Below are 21,891 nucleotides of genomic sequence, written 5' to 3' on the forward strand. Positions count from 1 at the left end.
AAGATGAAACATTTTCTTGCAACAGCAGCACTTGGCGCCCTGCTGATCGGCGCCATGCCGCTCAGCACTTTTGCCGAGACGCCAAAGGACCAGCTCATTGTCGCCACGACCATGAGCAATATCCTCACACTCGACCCCGCCGCCATCACCGGCCGCGAGACCGTGCAGGTTCTGAACAATATCTATGACACCCTGATCGTGCTTTCGCCTGAGGACCGCAGCGTCCAGCCGCGCCTTGCCGAACGTTGGGAAATAGCCGAAGACCGGAAGTCGATCCGTTTCCATCTGCGTGCCGATGCCAAGTTCGCTTCCGGCAATGCCGTGACGGCAAAGGATGTGGCATGGAGCCTCAAACGGCTGCTCGCCCGCAACCTGGCGCAATCATCCTTTCTGAAAACCCGCGGTTTCAAGCTGGAAGAGGCCGACAAGCTTTTCGTTGCCGAAAGCGATCAGGTCTTCGTGCTGAATATCCCCAAGCCCGACGATCCCAACCTTCTCCTGATGATCCTTGCCCAGAACGGTCCCGGCTCGATCATCGACAGCCAGACCGCGCTTGAGAATGAGAAGGATGGCGATCTCGGCGGCGCATGGCTGACGCTGAATTCCGCCGGCTCCGGCCCCTTCAAGCTGACCCAGTGGAAATCCAACGAATACATCATCCTCACCCGCAACGACGATTATTGGGGTGAAAAGGCCAAGATGAAGCGTATCCTGATGCGCCATCTGCCGGAATCGCAGTCGCAGCGGCTCATGCTGGAAAAGGGCGATATCGACGTTGCCTATTCCCTGCAGGCTCCGGATCTGAAATCACTTGAGGCCGACAAGGCCGTCACCATCGAATCCACACCGGGCTCCGGTTTCTATTACCTCAGCGTTTCGATGAAGGACGAGAAATTCGCGAACAAGAAGGTGCGCGAGGCCTTGCGTTACCTGATTGATTACGATGGTCTCGACAAGGCGGTCATGCCCTATTACGGCAAGCTGCATCAGCGGTCCCTCAGCACCGGCGTTATGGGTGCGCTGCCGGATCAGGGCTACAAGCTCGATATTGAAAAAGCCAAGGCGCTTCTGGCCGAGGCCGGTTATCCTGATGGGTTCAAGACAACGCTGCGCGTGCTTTCGGAAGACCCGTTCATGAAAGCCGCAACGGCAATCCAGAACACGCTCGCCCAGGCAGGCATTCAGGCCGAGCTGATCAGCGGCTCCGGCGACCAGATCTATGGTGCGATGCGCGAGCGCAACTTCGAATTGCTGCTCGGCCGCGGTGGCGGCGGCCAGCAGCCGCACCCGGACAACAACCTGCGCTCGATTGCCTACAACCCCAATAATGCCGATGACGCCAAGCTCACCAATTACCAGAGCTGGCGCACCAGCTTCTTCGACGAAAAGCTGAACAAGATGATTGAGGAAGCGCTTGTTGAGCGCGATGCGGCAAAACAGACGAAGCTTTATGAAGACCTGCAGGGTTATATGGATGAAATCGTCATGTCCATTCAGCCCTTCTCCGAAGTGGTCGACACCGCAGCCTTCCGCAGCGACGTCAAGGGCATGATCGTCAGCCCCTGGCTCTCGAGGTTTGAAGTGGTGAGCAAGGAGCGGTGAGCCCGCTGCGTATTCTCGAATATGAAAAGGCGCGGCTCACCCCGCGCCTTTTTGTTGGCGGAAAGACTGCACAGAACGGCTCCGACTGGCGAAAACATATCGCTTCCGTCATTCCGGCCTTGAGCCGAAATCCAGCCGACATGCGTCTGCACGGCGGTAAGAATCCTTTCAGCCCAAGGACTTGGGCTGGCTGGATACCGGCTCAAGGCCGGCATGACGGTTGGAGGGAGCTCAGCAAAACATCGCCCGTTCCTGTTTCATCGTTACGTCAATACCCGATGGCGCAGTCGCCGCGGCCGCCCCTCTCAAGCCATTCAAAAAAATGCCCGGCGGGGAGGCCGGGCAAGGAAGGAGGCTGTTATCATCCGTGGCGCCCCGGAGGAGGACGGTCACGTTCTTGGAGTCGTCACGCGCCTTCATATTCCAGCGAGGCACCGATCAGTTCGCGCGCATAAGGATGCGTTGCATCGTTGCCAGCAATGGCCTCGCGCGGCAGGATTTCGGTGATTTCGCCACGCAGCATCACGGCGAAGCGATCGCACATGTGATCGACCACGGCGAGATCATGGGTCACCATGATATAGGTGAAACCGCGCTCTTCCCGCAGCCGCTGCAAGAGGTTGAGGATTTCCGCCTGGACCGAGACATCGAGCGCCGAGGTCGGCTCATCGAGCAGCAGCAGCGACGGTTCCAGGATCAGCGCCCTCGCAATCGCCACGCGCTGCCGTTGGCCGCCGGAGAGTTGGTGCGGGAAACGGTCGAGGAAAGACACCGGCAGGCCGACATCAGTGATGACCTTGCGCATGCGCTCCTCGCGGTCGCCGAGCTTGTGGATCGCAAGCGATTCACCAAGCACGGTGCGCACCGACTGGCGGGGATGCAGAGAGCCATAGGGGTCCTGAAACACCATCTGCAACATACGGCAGCGCTCGATCAGCGGCACGTCTCGCACCGATCTGCCGTCGATGAGGATATCGCCAGTCCAGAAATCGTTGAGCATTGAGACGCAGCGCAACACGGTGGACTTGCCCGAACCGCTTTCACCGACCAGCCCGAAACATTCGCCAGGCTCGACACGGAACGACACCGAAGGCAGCACTTTCAGTGCGGTGTTGCCGCTGCCGAAAGTGATGGAAAGATCGCGGGTTTCGACAGAAACGGCCATTATGCATTCTCCTCCAGCCATTCAGGGCGGCGGTCCAGCACCGCAAGCGGTGCGCGCGCACCGCCGATACGCGGCTGTGCCGCCAAAAGGCCGCGCGTATAGGGATGCTGCGCCTGATCGAGATCGCGGGCGGCCAGCGTTTCCACCACGCGGCCTGAATACATGATCAGCACCCGGTCGCAGAAATTGCGCACAAGGTTGAGATCGTGGCTGATCATGATGAGGCCGATGCCGCGATCGCGCACCAGACCGTCGAGAATGTTCAGCACCTGCAACCGCACCGTCACATCAAGCGCCGAAGTTGGTTCATCAGCGATAACGAGATCGGGATCGGCAAGCAGCATCATGGCGATCATCACGCGCTGACCCATGCCACCGGAGATTTCGTGCGGGTATTGCTCGTAGACACGTGAGGCATCGCGGATCTTCACCGCATCCAGCATCGCCAGCGCCTTTTCCCGTGCCTCGGCTTTTGATGCCCTGAAGTGGCGCAGATAGGTCTCCGTCACCTGATCGCCGACCCGACGGATGGGGTTGAGGGAGAATTTCGGATCCTGAAGGATCATCGACATGCGCCGCCCGCGAACCTTCAGCATCTCCTTCTCATCGAGGGAGAGAAGATCGAGCCCGTCGAAAGCCAGCTTGTCAGCGGTGATCGTTGCCGAAGGCAGGAGGCGCAACAGAGCGCGTCCGACTGTGGATTTTCCCGAACCGCTTTCACCGACAATGCCGAGCCGCTCCCGACCGAGCGTGAAGGAGATGCCGCGCACCGCCTCGGTGGGTGAACCACCATAACGGATACGGAGATTTTCAACATCAAGGATTGGTTTTTCCATGTTCCTATCTCCGGTTCATCTGCTTCGGATCGAGCGCATCCCGCAGCCCGTCACCGAGGAGGTTGAAAGCGAGACTGACAGACAGGATCGCAATGCCGGGAAAGGTCACCAGCCACCAGCTATCCAGCATGTAACGCCGGCCGGTGGCGATCATCGCTCCCCATTCCGGCAGCGGCGGCTGCGCGCCGAGGCCAAGAAAGCCCAGACCTGCGGCGGTCAGAATGACGGTTGCCATGTTCAGCGTCAGTCTGATGAGAACCGAGGGGAGACACATGGGCATGATCGACTTGACGATGATGCGCAGCGGCGACGCGCCCTGAAGCCTTGCAGCGGCAATGTAATCCGCCTTGCGAAAGGTCATGGCTTCAGCGCGGGCAAGACGCGCAATCGGCGGCCATGAGGTGAGCGCAATTGCAATGATCGCGTTATTAAGGCTCGGACCCAGTGCTGCGACGAAGGCGAGCGACAGGATGAGGCTAGGGAAAGACAGGAAGATATCCGTGATGCGCATCATCACCGTATCGAACTTGCCGCCGAGATAACCGGATGCCGTACCGACCAGAAGGCCGACGGGACCGACGATGATCGATACCAGCGTGATGATGGTGAGCGTGATGCGTGCGCCCCAGAGAAGACGGCTATAGATATCGCGCCCCAGCTCATCCGTCCCGAAGACATGGCCGTTGCCCGGGGGCTGCAGCGTGTTGGCGAGATTCTGTGCGTAAGGATCATGCGTCGCGAGCCAGGGCGCAAAAATCGCCGAGATGACGAGCAGCAGCAAGATCAGCAGGCCGAAAGCCGATGTCGGGCTTTTGAGGAGGAAGACGATAATGTTCTTCAGCGCGTTCAGCGGCACCGGAAGACGGAAGGAAGTTTCAGCAGGGGCCGTCATCAGCGGGTCCTCGGATCGAAAAAGCGGTAGAGAATGTCGGACAGGAGATTGAGCCCGATAAAGATGACGCCGACGATCAGTACACAGGTCATCACGGCATTCATGTCGCCGATGATAAGATTGCTGGTGAGATATTGCCCGAAACCCGGCCAGGCGAAGACGGTCTCAATGAGGACCGCTCCTTCCAGCAGCGAACCGTAAGCCAGCGCGATGATGGTGACCAGCTGCACGCGAATATTGCCGAAAGCATGCAGCCACACCGTCTGCCGCTGCGACAGGCCTTTGACACGCGCGGTCGTCACATATTCCTGCCCCAGCTGATCCAGCATGAAGCTGCGCGTCATGCGGGTGATATAGGCAGAGGAGGAATAGCCCAGCAGGGCAGCTGGCAGGATGAGGTGGTTGATGGCCGACCGGAAGACCTCCATGTCACCCGCAAGCAGGCTGTCGATCAGCAGAAAGCCCGTCCGCTCCTCCACCAGACCGATATAGAACTGGTCCATGCGGCCACCGCCGCCAACGAGGCCGAGATGGGCGTAAAAAACGATCAGCGCGATCATGCCGGTCCAGAAGATCGGCATGGAATGGCCGAACAGGCTGAGAACGCGCACAAGATGATCCTGCCAGCGGTCTTTCTTCACGGCGGCGTAAACGCCCATGGGGATGCCGAGGCCGGCACCGATCAGGATGGCGAAGGTCGCAAGCTCGATCGTCGCCGGCATCACGCTTATGATGTCCTCGATGACGGGGCGGCCCGTGCGGATCGACGTTCCGAAATTGCCGGTGAAGACATCTCCGAGATAATAGACGAACTGCTGCCACAGCGGGCGGTCAAAGCCGAGCGCGTGATAGACCTGTTCATAGGTTTCACGGGTCGCATCCTCACCGACAATGGCCCGCACTGGGTCGGCGGGCATCAGGCGGCCAATGAAAAAGGTCAGCAGCAGCAATCCAAGCAGCGTGACCGCAATACTTCCGATCTGGCCGGACAGGCCATAAAGCGAAAGGCGTCTTTTTGACATGATTCCTCCCTTGCCAGTCACCGAGCGTGCAAGGAGCACATCCTGTCTGACAACTACGGTAAAGTTGTCACAGGTGTTGCAGGCTGTCAAGCATCCGACGCCAAAATCGATATCGGCAAGCACGGTGGTATATAGGGACAGCGTTGCCCAGGCGGCGGTTGCGGCGTTCTTCTTTCCCTAAAGAAGCCCACATTGCCACAACCGCAAAACGCTGTATTCTCCCTGCCCACAGAAGGCTGACATGGAAAATTGTGGCGATTTGACCGCTCGTGTCTGCCGCCTCGGGGGAGGAAAATATGATCGACGTGACGCTCCTGGCTTTTGCCATGGTCGCCTTTATCGGCATTGCAACACCCGGCCCCACCGTCTTGCTGGCGCTTGCCAATGGTTCGAAACTCGGCGTGCGTCGCGCGATGATCGGCACGGCTGGTGCCGTCCTTTCGGATTTCTTCCTGATCGGCGCGGTTGCACTGGGACTCGGGGCTCTTATGGCCACCTCGGAGTTCTGGTTCGGTGTCGTCAAATGGGCGGGGGTCTGCTACCTTGTTTACCTTGGCATCATGCTTCTGCGTTCAAGAGGGACGCTTGACGGCGCTCTCGGCTCTGCAGAGGCAAACAGGGCCGCATCGGCGCGTTCAATCTTCCTGAAGAGCTTTCTCGTCGCCGTGACCAATCCTAAGGGATACCTGTTTTTTTCGGCCTTCCTGCCGCAATTCATCGATGTCGCCGCGCCGGAGACTCAGCAATATACCGTACTTGCGCTGATCTTCGCCGGCATCGATTTCATCGTGATGTTCGCATACGCCCTGTTCGGCGCGCAGGCGGTCAGGATATTGCGCAAGTCCGGAGCATTATGGCTCGACCGCATCTGCGGCGGCGCGCTGCTGACGCTTGCTGCTTCCCTGGCCTTTTACCGACGGGCAAACGCATAATTCATTGCTATATCAGCTATTTCCGCCCTACTCAGCCACGGTGCGGGACCGCAGGAGCACCTTGTATCGCTCGAGACTGCCGCGCAGATGTGAGGCCATATATTGGCGCGCGGCATCGGCGTCTCCCTCGATAATGGCATCGACGATCTTGCCGTGCTCCTCTTGAAGGTGGAGGTTGTAATCCTTGGGCCGCGACCCCGGCGCGGCACCCTGTAATTCGCCGCGGGGAATGATACCGGACCGAATGAGTTGAAGAAACTCCGGAAACCGCCTGTTCTGCGTGGCCTGCGCGATGGCGAGATGGAATTCGAAATCGGCGTCCCGCGTTGGTAGCCCGGCGGCGAGACAGTCACCGACACGCCGATGCGCATCCACGATCGATTCCACCTGCACGGCGGAACGGCGCGAGGCCGCCAGCCCGGCGGATTCCACTTCGAACACGGTCCGCAGTTCCAGGAGTTCGATGACCGAGGAAATGCGACCCACGGCGAGATCGTTAAAAGGCAGTTCCTTTGCCGGCTTGGCTTCGACAGCAAAGACCCCTGCGCCCTTGCGTGCTTCAACGAGGCCATCGGCACGAAGAATGGCGATGGCCTCGCGCACAACCGTTCGGCTGACGGAATATTCCCGCGTCAATTCGCTTTCGCTCGGAAGCCGGTCACCCGGGCGGAACACCCCCTCCGCCAGATCCCGTCGCAAGGCCGAACTGATTTTCGCCGCAAGCGATACTTGCTTGGTGCTGCTCTCGACGTCCATTCCGGCCCACCTGTTTTAAACTTGTCTGGCATGTTAGCAAACACCGGCCACATTGCAAGTGCCGGGTACCACCACCCCCATCGGATCAACCTCAGGCAGCAACCATGGCCGAACCGCTGGAAAAGCGGCTTCTATACTCTCCCGGTGAGAGGCCGAGAATGCGGTGAAACACCCGGCGAAAGGCGGCAGCGTCCTCATAACCCACCGACCAAGCGATCTGATCGACCGAACGGCGGGTGAATTCCAGCAATTCACGCGCCTTGCCGACCCGCAGGTGCTGGACATATTCGATGGGCTTCATGCCGGTCGCCACCTTGAAGCGGCGCAGAAAGGTTCGCTCCTCCAGCCCGGCATGGCCGGCCATGTCGGTAACGCTTGTCGCCCGCCCGGCACGGGCCTGCAACCAGTGCTGCACCTTCAGGATCGGCTCATCGCCATGCGTCAGCCTTGGGGCGAAACTACTATAATGACGCTGTTCCCGTCCTGACGGGTCGATCAGCAGAAACTTGCCGGTCTCGATCATCACGGAAGGGCCGAGCAGCCGGTCGACGATGCGCAGACCAAGATCGGTCCACGCCATCAACCCGCCGGCTGTGATGATATCGCCGTCCTCGATGACGATCTTGTCTATCTCCAGCCGGACATCGGGAAATCGGTCCCGAAAACGCTCCGCAAACAACCAGTGGGTCGTCGCCGGGCGGCCAGCCAGAAGCCCGGTGGCCGCGAGCATGAACGACCCGCCGCAACTGGCAGCCAGCGTCGCGCCCTGGGCGTGCCGGTTCAGCAGCCAGCGGGCGTAAGGCTCGGCTTCCTCGATTTCAGCCGGCCCGGTCAACCGGCCGGGCACAACGAAGATATCGGGATGCCCTGGCCCGCCGGGTTCCGTGTCATAGGAGCGGGAAAATTCACCGCCTTCGCCCATGCTCCAATGGCTGACCCGCAATTTTGGCCCGCCGCGATCCTGTGAAAATACCGACGCGATGGCGAAAAGATCGGTGATGCCATGCACCATGGCGATCTGGCAGTCCCGATAGAGGACCAGCCCCACTTCCAGCGCGCTTCCCGTTACACCCGCCATGCCCAACCCCCGTTTTGTCAGTTTCGGCTCGCTTTCTGTCAGAAGCGCCAATCCAGCCCCGGCTGCGTCAAGAGTATCTCTATTCCCACGGGACGCAAGCAAGCTCCCTGCAACAGGAGAGAGAGCCATGACAACGATCACCACCAGAGACGGAACGCACATCTTCTACAAGGACTGGGGCCCGAAAGACGGACAGCCCATCATCTTCTCCCACGGTTGGCCGCTAAGCGCCGACGCCTGGGACGCGCAGATGGTGTTCTTCGCCAATAACGGTTTCCGCACCATCGCCCATGACCGCCGTAGCCACGGCCGCTCCGATCAGGTCTGGCATGACAACACCATGGATCAATATGCCGACGATCTGGCCGAGTTAATCGAACAACTCGATCTTCACGACATCATTCTGGTTGGCCATTCCACCGGTGGCGGCGAGGTGACACGTTATATCGGCCGCCATGGCACCGCCCGCGTTGCCAAGATCGCTCTCATCGGCGCGGTGCCGCCGCTGATGCTGAAGACGGAAAGCAACGCCATCGGTCTGCCAATCGATGTTTTCGACGGCATCCGTAAGGGCACCTATGACAATCGCAGCCAGTTCTTCAAGGATCTGACCATTCCCTTCTACGGCTACAACCGCGAAGGCGCCGTCATATCCGAAGGTATCCGTGATGAGTTCTGGCGGCAGGGCATGATGGGCGGCCTGAAAGGTCAGCTCGACAGTATCCGCGCCTTTTCGGAAAGCGATTTCCATCAGGACCTGAAAGCTTTCGACAAGCCGACGCTGGTTCTCCACGGCGATGACGACCAGATCGTGCCGGTCGGCGCTTCCGCGCTTTCCACGGTCAAGATCGTCAAACATGCGGTGCTCAAAATCTATCAGGGAGCCGATCACGGCCTGACACAGACCCATCAGGACCGGTTCAACGCCGACCTGCTCGCCTTCATCAACGGCTGAAACCACCGGATACAGGAGACACGGACATGACACAGAATACATTTCTCATCACCGGCGCATCCGACGGCATCGGCGCGGTTTATGCCGAACGTCTGGCAAAACGCGGCCACGGTCTCATTCTGGTGGCGCGACGCGCCGAGAAGCTGAAGGCATTGGCCGCGCAGCTGGAAAGGGATCATCACATCGCCGTCGAGGTTCTCTCCGCCGATCTTTCCAGGGCGGAAGATCTCGAAAAGGTAGAGGCGCGGCTGCGTGAGGACCGGCGGATTACCGGCCTCGTCAACAATGCCGGTATCGCTGGCGAAGGCGCGATCACGGCGCTGGACCCAGCCTATGTGACGACGATGATCAACCTCAACATTCTCGCCGTCACGCGGCTTGCGGCAGCCATCGCGCCGCGCCTTGCCGCCGACGGAAAGGGTACGATCATCAACATTACATCAGTTACAGCACTGATGCCGGCAGCATTCACCGCCGTCTACCCGGCCACCAAGGCTTTCGTGCTCGCTTTTACCGAGGCGCTGCAGGCACAGCTTTCACCCTCCGGCGTGCGGGTTCAGGCCGTTCTTCCCGGTATAACTCGCACGGCCATCTGGGAGGAAGAACGGCTCGATGCCATTCCGGCCGCGATGGTCATGGATGTCCATGACATGGTGGATGCTGCCCTTGCCGGTCTCGACCTTGGCGAAGCGCTGACCATTCCCTCCCTGCCGGACACTGCCGATCTTGAAAATTTCCTTGCCGCGCGTGCAGCCCTGCGGCCCAATCTCTCCCATGCACTTGCCGCCAGCCGGTATCGTGCAGCCAAACCCGAATAGAGGGATACGTATCATGATCCTCGGACTGACCATTCCCCAATTCACCGCACTGCATGTGGGCTTGAGCTTCATCGGCATTGCTACCGGACTGATCGCCCTGCCAGCTTATGCGGCAGGGCGATGGATGCCCCGCATGATGGCGCTATTCCTCGTCACCACGCTTGCCACCACGCTCACCGGCTTCCTGTTCCCAATCGGAAATTTCACGCCGGCACTCGGTGTCGGCGTCATATCGACCCTCGTTCTGGCAATCGCACTTGTCGCGCTTTACGGATACGGTCTGAATGGCAGGGCGCGCATCATTTATACGATCACCGCCACGATGAGCCTCTATCTCAACATGTTCGTCCTGATCGTACAGGCCTTTCTCAAGGTCGAAACGCTCAACAAGCTGGCGCCGAACGGCAATGAACCACCCTTCCTGATCGCCCAGACGGTCCTGCTTATAGGAGCCATCTGTCTCGGCTGGAAGGCGACGCGCCGCAGGCTTGCCGTCTGAGGCCAGTGTGAATTCTAATCGATGCCGCAAACATGCCTTGCGCCCTGCCACCCGGGCGCAGGGGATGTTCCGCTAACACGCCACAAGCCGCAGAGAGCTGCGAAGGTACCTCGCACTCTTGCCAGCGATCAATATACATTATACAATAATATATATTGAGTTGTTGCCACAGGAGATGTCGATGAAAGTCGTTAAGATCAACGAGCGCTTGACCGTTGCGGGGCAGCCGATGACCGCCGATTTCCAGTCGCTCTCCGCGCAGGGTTATAAAAGCGTCATCAATGCCCGGCCGGATGGCGAAGAGCCGAGCCAACCGGGCAATGAGCAGGAAAGAAGCGCCGCCGGGGCGGCAGGCATGGACTATGGCTTCATCCCGGTCACCGGCCCTGCCATCACTGAGGCCGATATCCGCGCCTTTCAACAGAAAATGGCGGAAGCGGCAGGCCCCGTTTTTGCCCATTGCAAGGGTGGCACCCGTGCGCTCACGCTTCATGTGCTCGGGGAAGCGCTCGACGGACGCATGGAACGTGGCGACATCGAGGCTTTTGGCAAGGCGCATGGCTTTGATCTTTCCGGCGCCACCCGCTGGCTGGAGCGACGCGCGGCAGCGGTTCCGCACGTCAAGGCATTCTTTGATCCGCGCACCTGGAGCGTGCAATATGTCGTTTCCGATCCAGTGACCAAACGCTGTGCCATTATCGATCCGGTCTATGATTTCGATGAGAAATCCGGCGCAACCGGAACGATGAATGCCGACGCCATTCTGAACCATGTGGAAAGCGAAGGCCTGTCGGTGGAATGGATTCTCGATACTCATCCGCATGCCGACCATTTCTCCGCCGCCCATTACCTGAAGCAGAAGACCGGTGCGCAGACCGCCATCGGCGCGAAGATCACCGGCGTACAGCGGCTCTGGCAGGAAAAATACAATTGGCCTGACCTTGAAACCGATGGTTCGCAGTGGGACAGGCTGTTCGAGGCGGGCGACAGGTTCAATATCGGTTCGCTTGAAGCGCGCGTGCTGTTTTCGCCCGGCCATACGCTCGCCTCCGTAACCTATGTGGTGGGAGATGCCGCCTTCGTGCACGATACGCTTTTTATGCCGGATTCAGGCACAGCGCGGGCTGATTTTCCCGGTGGCAGCGCCAGAGAACTCTGGGCGTCCATTCAGGACATTCTCGCCCTTCCGGACGAAACACGGCTGTTCACCGGCCATGATTATCAGCCCGGCGGCCGCGCGCCGAAATGGGAAAGTACTGTGGGCGAACAGAAACGCAGCAATCCACATCTGGTCGGCATGACGGAGGAAAGCTTCATCCACCTCAGGGAAACGCGGGATCGGACCTTGCCGATGCCAAAGCTCATCCTCCACGCCCTGCAGGTCAATATTCGCGGCGGACGCCTGCCGGAGCCGGAGGCAAATGGCAGGCGTTACCTGAAATTCCCTCTTGATGTGCTGGAGGGCAGCACGTGGTAAAGGGAAAGACGCCCGGAAAGCCCCTTCATACTCCTGACATTCCCCTTCCCGCCATGGAGGAACGGGCCGTGGAAGTCGCGCTGCTTTTGAAGACCCTTGCCCACCCTGCGCGGCTGATGCTGGCTTGCACGCTGGCGCAGGGAGAATTTTCCGTGGGAGAGCTGGAAGCCAGGCTGGATATTCGCCAGCCTACACTCTCCCAGCAGCTGGGCGTCCTGCGGGAAGCCGGTGTGGTTGAAACCCGGCGTGACGCCAAGCAAATTTTCTACCAGCTGAGCGAAGCGAAAGCGGCGCAGCTGATCGAGGCGCTTTACACCATATTCTGCGCGCCGGAGGAGGAGACCGCGTGAGCCCCTACTGGTCTTCTCTTTTCGGCGGCATGTTGCTCGGCCTCGCCTGCGTTCTCCTGTTTGTCTTTAACGGCCGCATTGCCGGTATCAGCGGGATCATCGGCAGAACTCTTGGCAGGGAGCGGCGTCTTTTCGATCTCGCTTTCATCGCCGGCTTGCTGGCGGGACCTTATATCCATGCCGCAGCATTCGGCCGGCTACCCGCAATCACCGTCGCTGCCCCTTGGCCCCTCATCCTGATTGCCGGTCTGCTGGTGGGTTTTGGCACACGCATGGGCTCCGGCTGCACCTCCGGCCATGGCATCATGGGGCTGGCGCGGTTTTCCCGGCGCTCGATCGCCGCAACCGCCACCTTCCTGATCACCGGCATCTTTACTGCGACGATAGCGGGAGCCATGTCATGAAAAATCCGGCCGTAGCGCGTATTGCACTTGCATTGCTTGCAGGAGCGTTGTTCGGATTCGGCCTTTCGCTGTCGGGCATGGTCGATCCGGCGCGTGTTTCCGGCTTTCTCGACATCGCAAGCGGCCATTGGGACCCGAGCCTGATGTTCGTTCTTGGTGGTGCCGTTATGGTCGCGGCGCCGGGCGTGCTGCTCAGCAGACGTCTCGCCAAGCCCGTTCTCGCCGACGATTTCCGCCTTCCAGCAAAGACCCGCATCGACGGGCCGCTGATAACCGGCTCGGCGATTTTCGGCATCGGTTGGGGGCTTGCCGGCTTCTGCCCCGGCCCGGCACTCTCCGCTGTCGGCCTTGGGCTGATGCCAGTCGTTCTTTTCGTCTGCGCCATGATTGCCGGCATGCTGGCTCACGACCGCCTCTACGCGAAGCAGTCATAGCTTAAAACGCTCGTTCGGAACCTGAAACAGACGGTCGCGCGGGGGTGAAATGCTGCCGCGCGACGACGCTTGATTAAAGGTCGATCAGGCTCTTGCCCGTCATTTCCGGCGGCAAGGGCACATTCATCAGCTGCAGCAGGGTGGGCGCGACATCGGCGAGAATACCGTCATGGAGCTTCGCACCTTCAGGGCCACCGAAAAGGATCACCGGAACCGGATTTGTGGTGTGCGCCGTATGCGGGCCGCCGGTCACCGGGTCGACCATGGTTTCGCAATTGCCGTGGTCGGCAATCACAAGCATCGCGCCTCCCACTTTTTCGAGTGCGGCAACCACCGCACCGAGGCCACGATCCACGGCTTCACAGGCCTTGATTGCGGCCTGCAGATCACCGGTATGGCCGACCATATCAGGGTTGGCGTAATTGGTGACGATGAGATCGTAACCCTTGCCGATCGCCTCGACAAATTTTTCCGTTACCTCGGGCGCGCTCATTTCCGGCTGCAGGTCGTAGGTCGCGACCTTCGGGGATTTCGGCATGAAGCGTTCTTCACCGACTTCCGGCTCTTCCTTGCCGCCGTTCAGGAAGAACGTCACATGCGGATATTTTTCCGTTTCGGCGAGCCGGAACTGCGTAAGGCCCTGCTTCGCCACCCAGGCGCCAAGCGTGTTGACGATATCGCGCTTCGGGTAAGCCGTGGTCATGAAATCATTGTGCCGGGTAGAATATTCCACCATGCCAAGCAGCGCCGAGAGCACTGGCTTTTCGCGCTCAAAACCGTCGAAATCATCGGCACCGATGGCAAGCAGGATTTCACGCGCGCGGTCAGCACGGAAGTTCAGGCAGAACAGGCCATCGCCGGCCTTGAAGCCTTCATAACCGTCGATCACGGTCGGCAGGATGAACTCGTCCGTGACTTTATTCGCGTAGCTCTGTGCAACGGCGCTCACCGCATCCCGGGCGTGCTCGCCTTTGGCCAGGACCATCGCGTCATAGGCCTTTTCGACACGCTCCCAGCGGTTGTCGCGGTCCATCGCATAATAACGGCCGATCACGGTGCCGATGCTGGCGCCTTCCGGCAGGCTTGCCACAAGCGCAGCCACAAAATCTTCAGCGGATTGCGGCGCGACGTCACGACCATCGGTGATGGCATGCACCACGACCTTCAGGCCGTGGCTGACCATCAGCTTCACCGCCGCCTGGCCGTGGAGGATATGGCCATGAACGCCGCCATCGGAAACGACGCACATCAGATGCGCCACACCGCCTGCGGCCTTCACCTTGGCGGCGAAATCAAGCATCGCCGCATTGCGGAAAAAGCTGCCATCCTCGATTGCAAGATCGATCTGGCCGAGATCCATGGCGACGATGCGGCCCGCACCGATATTGGTATGACCGACTTCGGAATTGCCCATTTGTCCGGTAGGCAGCCCCACCTTAGGACCAAACGTGGTGAGCCTCGCATTCGGGCAGGTGGCGAAAAGCCGGTCCATGGTGGGCGTGTTCGCCAGAACAGGCGCGTTGCTGGATGTATCCTCACTCAGCCCCCAGCCATCGAGAATAGTCAGGACAACGGGTTTGGGAGTTTGCATGGGAGGACCTTTTTCGTTCTGTTGCCGGCGGAGAGCGGACCGCCGGGCACCGGAGCGCCCTCGTCCGCCACTGTGATCGTGATGAGAAAACATGCTTCTCGTTCTTCTCTTCTATACCCGAAGATGACGAACGCAAGCCTATACCGATAGCGAAACAGTTCCGTGAAGGCTGAAAACGCGGGCTAAGAAATGCGGTCATGACACGCATACGCCCTCCTCCCTGTGCTCGTCACAGGACTCCAGCCGACGCGCGTCTGCGCGACGGGACGAGTTCCTTTCAGCCTAAAGACTTGGGCTGGCTGGGTCCCTTTGACGAGCACAGGGACGAGGGAGCAAGGATCGCCTTCAATCGATGAAAATAAGCGCCGGCTTTTCCAGAAGCGCCTTGACGGCCTGTATGAAGACTGCCGCATCCCAGCCGTCCACGACACGATGATCGAAGCTCGAAGACAGGTTCATCATCCTGCGCGGCACAAAGCGAATTCCGTCCCAGACCGGCCGCGTCACGATCTTGTTGACGCCGATGATCGCGACTTCGGGGTAATTGATGATGGGCGTCGAAACGATACCACCCAACGCCCCAAGCGAGCTGATGGTGATGGTGGAGCCCATCAGTTCTTCCCGATGCGCCGTCCCGGTGCGAGCGGCTTCGGCAACGCGTGCGACCTCGTCTGCGCACTCCCAAAGGCCGAGCGCTTCCGCGTGGCGCACAACCGGAACGGTGAGGCCTGACGGTGTCTGCGTGGCAATGCCGATATGAACCGCCTCGTAGTGGCTGACGACACCTTTTTCATCATCGAAAAGCGCATTCATACCAGGATGATCGGCAACGGCTTTGACAAGCGCGCGCATCAAAAATGGCAGGACCGTCAGTTTCGGCTGCCCGGAACGGCGGTTGCCGTTCATCGTAGCGCGCAGATCTTCCAGATCGGTCACGTCGACTTCTTCGACATAGGTGATGTGGGGAATGCGGGAGGCGGAAAGCACCATCTTCTCGGCAATCTTGCGCCTGAGCCCCGTCACCTTCACCTCTTCGACAGCGCTATCGTGGGCTGCCATCGGTTCAGTGCGTTCCGGCCGCCCCCGCACGGTTAAGAACGCGTCGAGATCCGCATGGGTAATATGCCCGTCGGGACCCGTTCCCTTGACCTGTGCAAGATCGATATCGAGATCGTCAGCACGCTGGCGAACGGCCGGAGATGCCAGCGGCTTATGGTGCAGTTCGGCGGCAGGCGCCGTGTTGGCCTCCCCGGCTTCGCGCGGCACCGGCTGGGTTTCAACGGGTGGCGGCGTGTCCGTCATGTCGGCGGGCGCTTCCTCTTCCGTCATGCGGGTCGGCGCCTCCCCTTCCGGCGCGCTACCATTGGCAGCGACGGCAGCGACATCGGTTTCGATGCGCAGGAGCGGTGCTTTCACCGGCACCGTATTGCCCACCGTTACCGCCAGCCAGGTGACGACGCCCGCCACCGGCGAAGGGATTTCCACCGTCGCCTTGTCGGTCATCACCGCGGCCAGCACCATGTCCTCGTGGACAAGATCGCCCGGTTTGACGTTCCATTCCACGAGTTCGGCTTCCGCCACACCTTCACCGACATCGGGCATGGTTAGAATAAATTCTGCCATGATCAGGCCTCCATGACTTCGACAAGGGCGCGCCCGACGCGGGCTGGCCCCGGAAAATAGTCCCACTCCTGCGCATGGGGATAAGGCGTATCCCAACCTGCGACGCGCACGACGGGAGCCTCAAGGTGATAAAAACAATGTTCCTGCACCAGCGACACGACTTCTGCCCCGAAGCCGGAGGTCAACGTCGCCTCATGCACCATGACGCAGCGGCCGGTCTTGGAAACCGACTTCACGACGGTATCGAGGTCGAGCGGCAGCAGGCTGCGCAGATCGATGATCTCGGCGTCCACTCCCGTCTCTTCCGCCGCTGCCAGCGCCACATGCACCATGGTGCCATAAGCGATGACCGTGACATCGGTTCCGGGGCGGCGGATTTCGGCCTTGCCGATGGGAATGGTGTAGTGCCCTTCCGGCACCTCCCCCTTCTCGTGTTTGGACCATGGCGTTACGGGCCGGTCATGGTGACCGTCAAACGGGCCGTTATAAAGCCGCTTCGGCTCCAGAAACATTACGGGGTCGGGATCTTCGATGGACGCTATCAGTAGCCCCTTGGCGTCGTAAGGATTGGAAGGAACCACCACTTTCAGCCCGCAAACATGGGTGAAAAGCGCCTCCGGGCTCTGGCTATGCGTCTGGCCTCCGAAAATGCCGCCGCCGGTCGGCATGCGAAGAACGATCGGGCAGGTAAAATCCCCGTTTGAGCGATAACGGATACGCGCTGCCTCCTGGGTGATCTGGTCATAGGCGGGATACATGTAATCGGCGAACTGGATTTCGACACAGGGCCGCAATCCATAAGCGGCCATGCCGATGGCGGTGCCGACAATGCCGGATTCGCTGATAGGCGCATCGAAACAGCGGGTTTTACCGTATTTCTGCTGCAGCCCCTGTGTGGCGCGGAAAACGCCGCCGAAATAACCCACATCCTCACCAAAAACCACGACATCGTCGCTGCGTTCCATGGATACATCCATGGCGCTGCGGACGGCTTCAATCATCGTCATTCTTGCCATGTCTTACCATCCTGCCTTCTGGCGCTGGCGGACGAGATGCGCCGGCATCTCGGCGTAAACACCTTCGAAAATATCCTTCTTCGGCGGTTTTTTGCCCTCGTGCAGCGTGCCGTGGCTTTCCGCCTCGCGCTGGGCTTCCAGCACCTCATCGGCGATCTCCGCTTCCGCCTGCCGGTGCCGCTCTTCCGACCAGACGCCACGCAGGATGAGGTGTTTCTTCAACCTCAGGACAGGGTCGCCCAGAGGCCATGCTTCGGACTCGGTCTTCGGGCGGTAGGCGCTCGGATCGTCAGAGGTGGAATGCGCGCCGACACGATAGGTGACGTATTCGATGAGCGTCGGGCCGAGATTGCGGCGCGCCCGCTCCACGGCCCAACGGGCCACGGCATAAACGGCCAGATAATCATTACCGTCGACCCGCAGTGCGGGAATACCGAAACCCAGCCCGCGTGCCGCGAAGGTCCCGGAGCCCCCGCGTGCAATGCCCTGAAAGGTGGAAATGGCCCATTGGTTGTTGACGATGTTGAGAACGACCGGCGCCTTGTAGGTCGATGCAAAAACCATCGCCGAATGAAAGTCCGACTCCGCCGTCGAGCCATCGCCAATCCAGGCGGCCGCAATCTTTGTATCACCCTTGATGGCCGACGCCATCGCCCAGCCCACTGCCTGGACATATTGCGTGGCGAGATTGCCGGATACGGTGAAGAAACCGTGTTCTTTGGAAGAGTAGAGGACAGGCAGTTGCCGCCCGTGCAGCGGGTCGAGTTCGTTGGAATAGATCTGGTTCATCATGGTGACGAGCGGATAGTCGTCGGCGATCAGCAGGCCTGCCTGCCGATAGGTCGGGAAGTTCATGTCGCCCTTGGAAAGCGCCTTGCGGAAGGCGCAACTCACTGCCTCCTCCCCGAGATGCTGCATATAAAAAGAGGTCTTGCCCTGCCGCTGCGCCATCAGCATGCGCGCATCGAAAGCCCGAAGCCTCATCATGTTCTTCAGACCCGTCAGCAGGTCGTCATCCGAAAGCAGCCCGGCCCAAGGTCCGACGGCCTCACCCTGATGATTAAGGACGCGAATGATCGAATAGGCGAGATCACGCATGCTCTCCGGCGCGGCATCCACTTCCGGGCGAGGCACGGAACCGGCCTTGGGTATCTTTACATTGGAGAAATCCGGCTGATCGCCGGGCCGCACGGCGGGTTCCGGAACATGCAGGCTGAGATGTGGCGTTTCTGATATGTCCATTCTACTCCTCCCGTCGCGGTCTCCTCCAGACCGTGAAACAACTCTCAAAGGTTTCTTGCGATCACCATCCGCTGGACATCGCTTGTCCCCTCGTAAATCTGGCAGATGCGCACATCGCGATAGATCCGCTCCACCGGATAATCCGCCATGTAGCCATAACCGCCGTGGATCTGGATGGCGTCCGAACAAACGCGTTCGGCCATTTCCGACGCGAAGAGCTTGGCCATCGAGGCCTCCGAAAGACAGGGTTCACCCGCTTCCTTCAGCGCCGCCGCGTGCAGCACCAGCTGCCGCGCCGCCTGAATGCGTGTCGCCATATCCGCGAGACGAAACGCCACCGCCTGATGTTCGATGATCGCCTGCCCGAAGGCCTTGCGCTCACGGGCATAATCCCGCGCCGCCTCAAACGCCGCCTGCGCCATGCCCACCGCCTGCGCCGCGATGCCGATGCGGCCGCCTTCCAGATTGGCGAGCGCAATACGGTAACCCTGACCTTCCGCACCGAGCCGTAAATCGGCGGGAATGGCCATGCCGTTGAAAGCGATCTGGCAGGTATCGGACGAGTGAAGGCCAAGCTTTTCCTCCACCCGGATAACCTCATAGCCCGGCGTATCGGTGGGCACGATGAAGGCGCTGATACCCTTCTTGCCTGCCGCTGCATCCGTAACGGCAAAAACAATGACGACATCGCCATTCTTACCCGAGGTGATGAACTGCTTCGCGCCATCAAGAATATAGTTATCGCCATCGCGACGCGCCCTGGTCTTGAGATTTGAGGCATCGGAGCCGGCCTGTGGTTCGGTCAGCGCAAAGCCACCGATCCATTCGCCGGAGGCAAGCTTCGGCAGAAAACGCTGCTTCTGGTCCTCGGTCCCGAATTTTAGGATCGGCACGCAGCCGACCGAATTATGGACGCTCATGATGGTGGAACAGGCACCGTCCCCCGCAGCGATTTCTTCCAGCGCCAGCGCATAAGCGACAGCACCGGTTTCCGCCCCGCCATACTCTTCGGACACCAGCATGCCGAGGAAGCCGAGCTCGCCCATCGCTTTCAATTCTTCCTTGGGAAAACGGCTTTCCCGGTCACGCGACGCGGCGCCAGGGGCAAGCCTTTCCCGCGCGAAGTCGCGGGCCATATCTCTGATCTGCTGCTGGGATTCAGTGAGCATCATCGCCGCCTCCCGCCAAAAAGCAGAAGCGTATCAGGCGCGTCGCCAGCTGGAATTGGTCGCGAGGGCTACCCTTGAAAGCACGGGCGGCCCCATCGATCACGACAAGGTCATGCACAGCCAAATTCACCTCCCTTGGCCAGCCCTGACGTGAGGAACCGGCCCGCCGCAAATCTCCTCCAGACCGCGACTGACGTGAACGCTATCACTATCTCGAATTCATTTCAAAGCTATTTTGATTGACAGTTTTTTGATTGGCGATATCTTTGATCCAACAAATAGTCATATCATAGAGCAAATGATCCATGATTGAGCTCGACAGTTTCGACCAGAAGATTCTGCATGTTCTCGGCGATGACGGGCGGGTCAGCTGGCGGGATCTTGCGGCTCGGATAGGCCTTTCCTTCACGCCAACGTTGCGCCGCGTGCGCAAGCTCGAAGAGGAAGGCATCATTCGCGGCTATACCGCCGTGTTTGACGAGAACCGGCTGCTCGGCAATATGGGTGTCTTCATCTCCGTCACGCTGGAGCGGCAGATCAAGGAAGCGCTGACGACATTCGAACATCATGTGGCCTCCATTCCCGAGGTGGTGGGTGGTTACCAGACGAGCGGCAGTTCCGATTATCTGATCCACGCCATGGTGCGGGATCTGCCGCATTACCAGCAGCTGCTGGATTTCCTGACCACCGTTCCCGGCGTGTCGCGCATCCAGTCCAACTTTGCCATCAAGACATTCGTGCGCCGTTCCGCCGCCTTCACCGGGGGTGACACGCCGTAAATAAGGGCTGCCGGCGCGGAGGAGGTGCCGGCTGCTGACAAAGGGACGGCCTGCCGTCCGGAGGAGGAGACGCGATGAGTTTGAACCTCGCCGCCATTTTCGATGCCGATCTCGGCCCGGAAATCGCAGCATTGCGCGACAGCGCAAGTGCATTCGCAGATGATAAAATCGTCCCGCTGGCGGCGGAGATCGACAGGGACGACCGCTTCCCGCGTCAGCTCTGGCCTGAAATGGGCGAGCTTGGCCTGCACGGCATTACTGTTTCGGAAGAATTCGGCGGTGCCGACATGGGCTATCTCGCCCATTGCGTGGCGATGGAGGAAATAAGCCGGGCTTCCGCCTCCATTGGCCTTTCCTACGGCGCTCATTCCAACCTCTGTATCAACCAGATCCATCGCTGGGGCACGCAAGAGCAGAAGCACAGATATCTGCCGAAACTCGTCTCTGGCGAGCATGTCGGTTCGCTTGCCATGAGCGAGACGGAAGCCGGTTCGGATGTCGTCTCGATGCGGCTGAAGGCGGAACGCAGGGGCGACCGCTATGTGCTGAACGGTGCGAAAATGTGGATCACCAACGGCCACGAGGCCGATACGCTGGTGGTTTACGCCAAGACGGATATGTCCGCCGGCCCGCGCGGCATCACCGCCTTCCTCATTGAAAAAGGCTTCAAAGGGTTTCGTCCGGCCCAGAAACTCGACAAGCTCGGCATGCGCGGTTCCCCCACCTCGGAACTCGTGTTCGAGGATTGCGAGGTGCCGGAGGAAAACATCCTCGGGCGGTTGAATGACGGCGTGGCAGTGCTGATGAGCGGGCTGGATTACGAGCGCGCCGTGCTCGCCGCCGGCCCCGTCGGCATCATGCAGGCGGCCATCGATCTGGTGCTGCCTTATGCCCGCGAGCGCAAGCAATTCGGCAAACCGATCGGTGAATTCCAGCTCGTGCAGGGTAAGCTCGCGGATATATATTCGGCGATGAACGCATCGCGCGCTTATGTCTATTCCGTGGCCCGGGCCTGCGACAATGGCCGCATCACGAGGCAGGATGCGGCAGGGGCTATCCTCTTCGCCGCCGAGCGGGCGACGCAGGTGGCGCTGGATGCGATCCAGCTTCTCGGCGGTTCCGGTTATGTCAATGAAAGCCCGGCCGGACGGCTGCTGCGCGACGCCAAGCTTTATGAGATCGGCGCTGGCACCAGCGAAATCCGCCGGATGCTGATCGGCCGCGAGTTGGTCAAGGGCAACGGGTGAGGAC

At 60.0% G+C, this 21,891-nt stretch carries 22 protein-coding genes; 11 read left to right on the top strand and 11 right to left on the bottom strand.

Annotated elements, in window-relative coordinates:
• Positions 1-3 precede the first annotated feature (3 nt).
• Entirely contained in the window at positions 4-1,602 is a 1,599-nt protein-coding gene (locus tag EYD00_RS16060) for an ABC transporter substrate-binding protein (RefSeq protein ID WP_034497027.1), read from the top strand.
• 406 nt (positions 1,603-2,008) lie between these two features.
• On the opposite strand, the gene EYD00_RS16065 is transcribed toward EYD00_RS16060, so the two are convergent.
• The 4 genes from EYD00_RS16065 to EYD00_RS16080 are packed head-to-tail and all read right to left on the bottom strand — an operon-like array spanning position 2,009 to position 5,517.
• The gene (locus EYD00_RS16065; RefSeq protein ID WP_006698450.1) at positions 2,009-2,767 is read right to left on the bottom strand and encodes an ABC transporter ATP-binding protein; all 759 of its coding nucleotides are present in this window, start codon (positions 2,765-2,767) and stop codon (positions 2,009-2,011) included.
• Complete coding sequence (locus EYD00_RS16070) at positions 2,767-3,603, bottom strand: ABC transporter ATP-binding protein (RefSeq protein ID WP_004445510.1); 837 nt, start codon at positions 3,601-3,603, stop codon at positions 2,767-2,769. Before EYD00_RS16070 ends, EYD00_RS16065 begins: the two co-directional genes overlap by 1 nt.
• A gap of 4 nt (positions 3,604-3,607) precedes the next feature.
• The gene (locus tag EYD00_RS16075) at positions 3,608-4,495 is read right to left on the bottom strand and encodes an ABC transporter permease (RefSeq protein ID WP_034497032.1); all 888 of its coding nucleotides are present in this window, start codon (positions 4,493-4,495) and stop codon (positions 3,608-3,610) included.
• Positions 4,495-5,517, bottom strand: a complete 1,023-nt coding sequence (locus EYD00_RS16080) for an ABC transporter permease (RefSeq protein ID WP_004445514.1) — start codon at positions 5,515-5,517, stop codon at positions 4,495-4,497. Before EYD00_RS16080 ends, EYD00_RS16075 begins: the two co-directional genes overlap by 1 nt.
• Before the next feature lie 296 nt (positions 5,518-5,813).
• Here EYD00_RS16080 and EYD00_RS16085 point away from each other — a divergent pair, with 296 nt between their 5' ends.
• Positions 5,814-6,449, top strand: coding sequence for a LysE family translocator (locus tag EYD00_RS16085; protein ID WP_034497034.1), 636 nt, complete (start codon positions 5,814-5,816; stop codon positions 6,447-6,449).
• Between the two features lie 27 nt (positions 6,450-6,476).
• On the opposite strand, the gene EYD00_RS16090 is transcribed toward EYD00_RS16085, so the two are convergent.
• Positions 6,477-7,205 (bottom strand): FadR/GntR family transcriptional regulator, encoded by a 729-nt coding sequence (locus EYD00_RS16090; RefSeq protein WP_004445516.1) that lies wholly within the window; start codon positions 7,203-7,205, stop codon positions 6,477-6,479.
• 91 nt (positions 7,206-7,296) lie between these two features.
• The gene (locus tag EYD00_RS16095) at positions 7,297-8,283 is read right to left on the bottom strand and encodes a GlxA family transcriptional regulator (RefSeq protein WP_004445517.1); all 987 of its coding nucleotides are present in this window, start codon (positions 8,281-8,283) and stop codon (positions 7,297-7,299) included.
• Between the two features lie 127 nt (positions 8,284-8,410).
• Here EYD00_RS16095 and EYD00_RS16100 point away from each other — a divergent pair, with 127 nt between their 5' ends.
• From EYD00_RS16100 to EYD00_RS16130, 7 genes are all read left to right on the top strand, one after another.
• Positions 8,411-9,238, top strand: coding sequence for an alpha/beta fold hydrolase (locus tag EYD00_RS16100; RefSeq protein WP_034497036.1), 828 nt, complete (start codon positions 8,411-8,413; stop codon positions 9,236-9,238).
• A gap of 26 nt (positions 9,239-9,264) precedes the next feature.
• Positions 9,265-10,056: an SDR family NAD(P)-dependent oxidoreductase gene (locus EYD00_RS16105; protein WP_034497038.1), complete on the top strand. Its 792-nt coding sequence runs from the start codon at positions 9,265-9,267 to the stop codon at positions 10,054-10,056.
• 13 nt (positions 10,057-10,069) lie between these two features.
• The gene (locus EYD00_RS16110) at positions 10,070-10,555 is read left to right on the top strand and encodes a hypothetical protein (RefSeq protein WP_034497040.1); all 486 of its coding nucleotides are present in this window, start codon (positions 10,070-10,072) and stop codon (positions 10,553-10,555) included.
• 181 nt (positions 10,556-10,736) lie between these two features.
• Positions 10,737-12,032, top strand: a complete 1,296-nt coding sequence (blh, locus tag EYD00_RS16115) for a bifunctional sulfur transferase/dioxygenase Blh (protein ID WP_034497043.1) — start codon at positions 10,737-10,739, stop codon at positions 12,030-12,032.
• A 53-nt stretch (positions 12,033-12,085) separates the two neighbouring features.
• Positions 12,086-12,382, top strand: coding sequence for a sulfite-sensing transcriptional repressor BigR (gene bigR / locus EYD00_RS16120; protein ID WP_045531466.1), 297 nt, complete (start codon positions 12,086-12,088; stop codon positions 12,380-12,382).
• On the top strand, positions 12,379-12,786 hold the full coding sequence (locus EYD00_RS16125) for a YeeE/YedE family protein (protein ID WP_034497046.1): 408 nt from the start codon (positions 12,379-12,381) through the stop codon (positions 12,784-12,786). Before bigR ends, EYD00_RS16125 begins: the two co-directional genes overlap by 4 nt.
• Positions 12,783-13,220, top strand: coding sequence for a YeeE/YedE family protein (locus EYD00_RS16130; protein ID WP_034497049.1), 438 nt, complete (start codon positions 12,783-12,785; stop codon positions 13,218-13,220). The genes EYD00_RS16125 and EYD00_RS16130 overlap by 4 nt, the downstream gene beginning before the upstream one ends.
• A gap of 73 nt (positions 13,221-13,293) precedes the next feature.
• Here EYD00_RS16130 and gpmI read toward each other — a convergent pair whose 3' ends face one another.
• The 5 genes from gpmI to EYD00_RS16165 form a co-directional block, all read right to left on the bottom strand.
• Positions 13,294-14,811: a 2,3-bisphosphoglycerate-independent phosphoglycerate mutase gene (gpmI, locus tag EYD00_RS16135; protein WP_034497052.1), complete on the bottom strand. Its 1,518-nt coding sequence runs from the start codon at positions 14,809-14,811 to the stop codon at positions 13,294-13,296.
• A gap of 345 nt (positions 14,812-15,156) precedes the next feature.
• Complete coding sequence (locus tag EYD00_RS16150; protein ID WP_034497054.1) at positions 15,157-16,434, bottom strand: dihydrolipoamide acetyltransferase family protein; 1,278 nt, start codon at positions 16,432-16,434, stop codon at positions 15,157-15,159.
• A 2-nt stretch (positions 16,435-16,436) separates the two neighbouring features.
• Positions 16,437-17,450 (bottom strand): alpha-ketoacid dehydrogenase subunit beta, encoded by a 1,014-nt coding sequence (locus EYD00_RS16155; RefSeq protein WP_006698463.1) that lies wholly within the window; start codon positions 17,448-17,450, stop codon positions 16,437-16,439.
• A gap of 3 nt (positions 17,451-17,453) precedes the next feature.
• Positions 17,454-18,692, bottom strand: coding sequence for a 3-methyl-2-oxobutanoate dehydrogenase (2-methylpropanoyl-transferring) subunit alpha (locus EYD00_RS16160; protein ID WP_022562920.1), 1,239 nt, complete (start codon positions 18,690-18,692; stop codon positions 17,454-17,456).
• Positions 18,693-18,736: 44 nt separating this feature from the next.
• Complete coding sequence (locus tag EYD00_RS16165) at positions 18,737-19,864, bottom strand: acyl-CoA dehydrogenase family protein (protein ID WP_034497057.1); 1,128 nt, start codon at positions 19,862-19,864, stop codon at positions 18,737-18,739.
• Between the two features lie 302 nt (positions 19,865-20,166).
• Between EYD00_RS16165 and EYD00_RS16170 the strand changes: the two genes are divergently transcribed.
• Entirely contained in the window at positions 20,167-20,640 is a 474-nt protein-coding gene (locus tag EYD00_RS16170; protein ID WP_004445535.1) for an Lrp/AsnC family transcriptional regulator, read from the top strand.
• A 74-nt stretch (positions 20,641-20,714) separates the two neighbouring features.
• Positions 20,715-21,887, top strand: coding sequence for an isovaleryl-CoA dehydrogenase (locus tag EYD00_RS16175; protein WP_034497059.1), 1,173 nt, complete (start codon positions 20,715-20,717; stop codon positions 21,885-21,887).
• Positions 21,888-21,891: the final 4 nt, after the last annotated feature.

This window comes from Agrobacterium sp. 33MFTa1.1, from assembly GCF_004328495.1.
Classification (GTDB): domain Bacteria; phylum Pseudomonadota; class Alphaproteobacteria; order Rhizobiales; family Rhizobiaceae; genus Agrobacterium; species Agrobacterium pusense.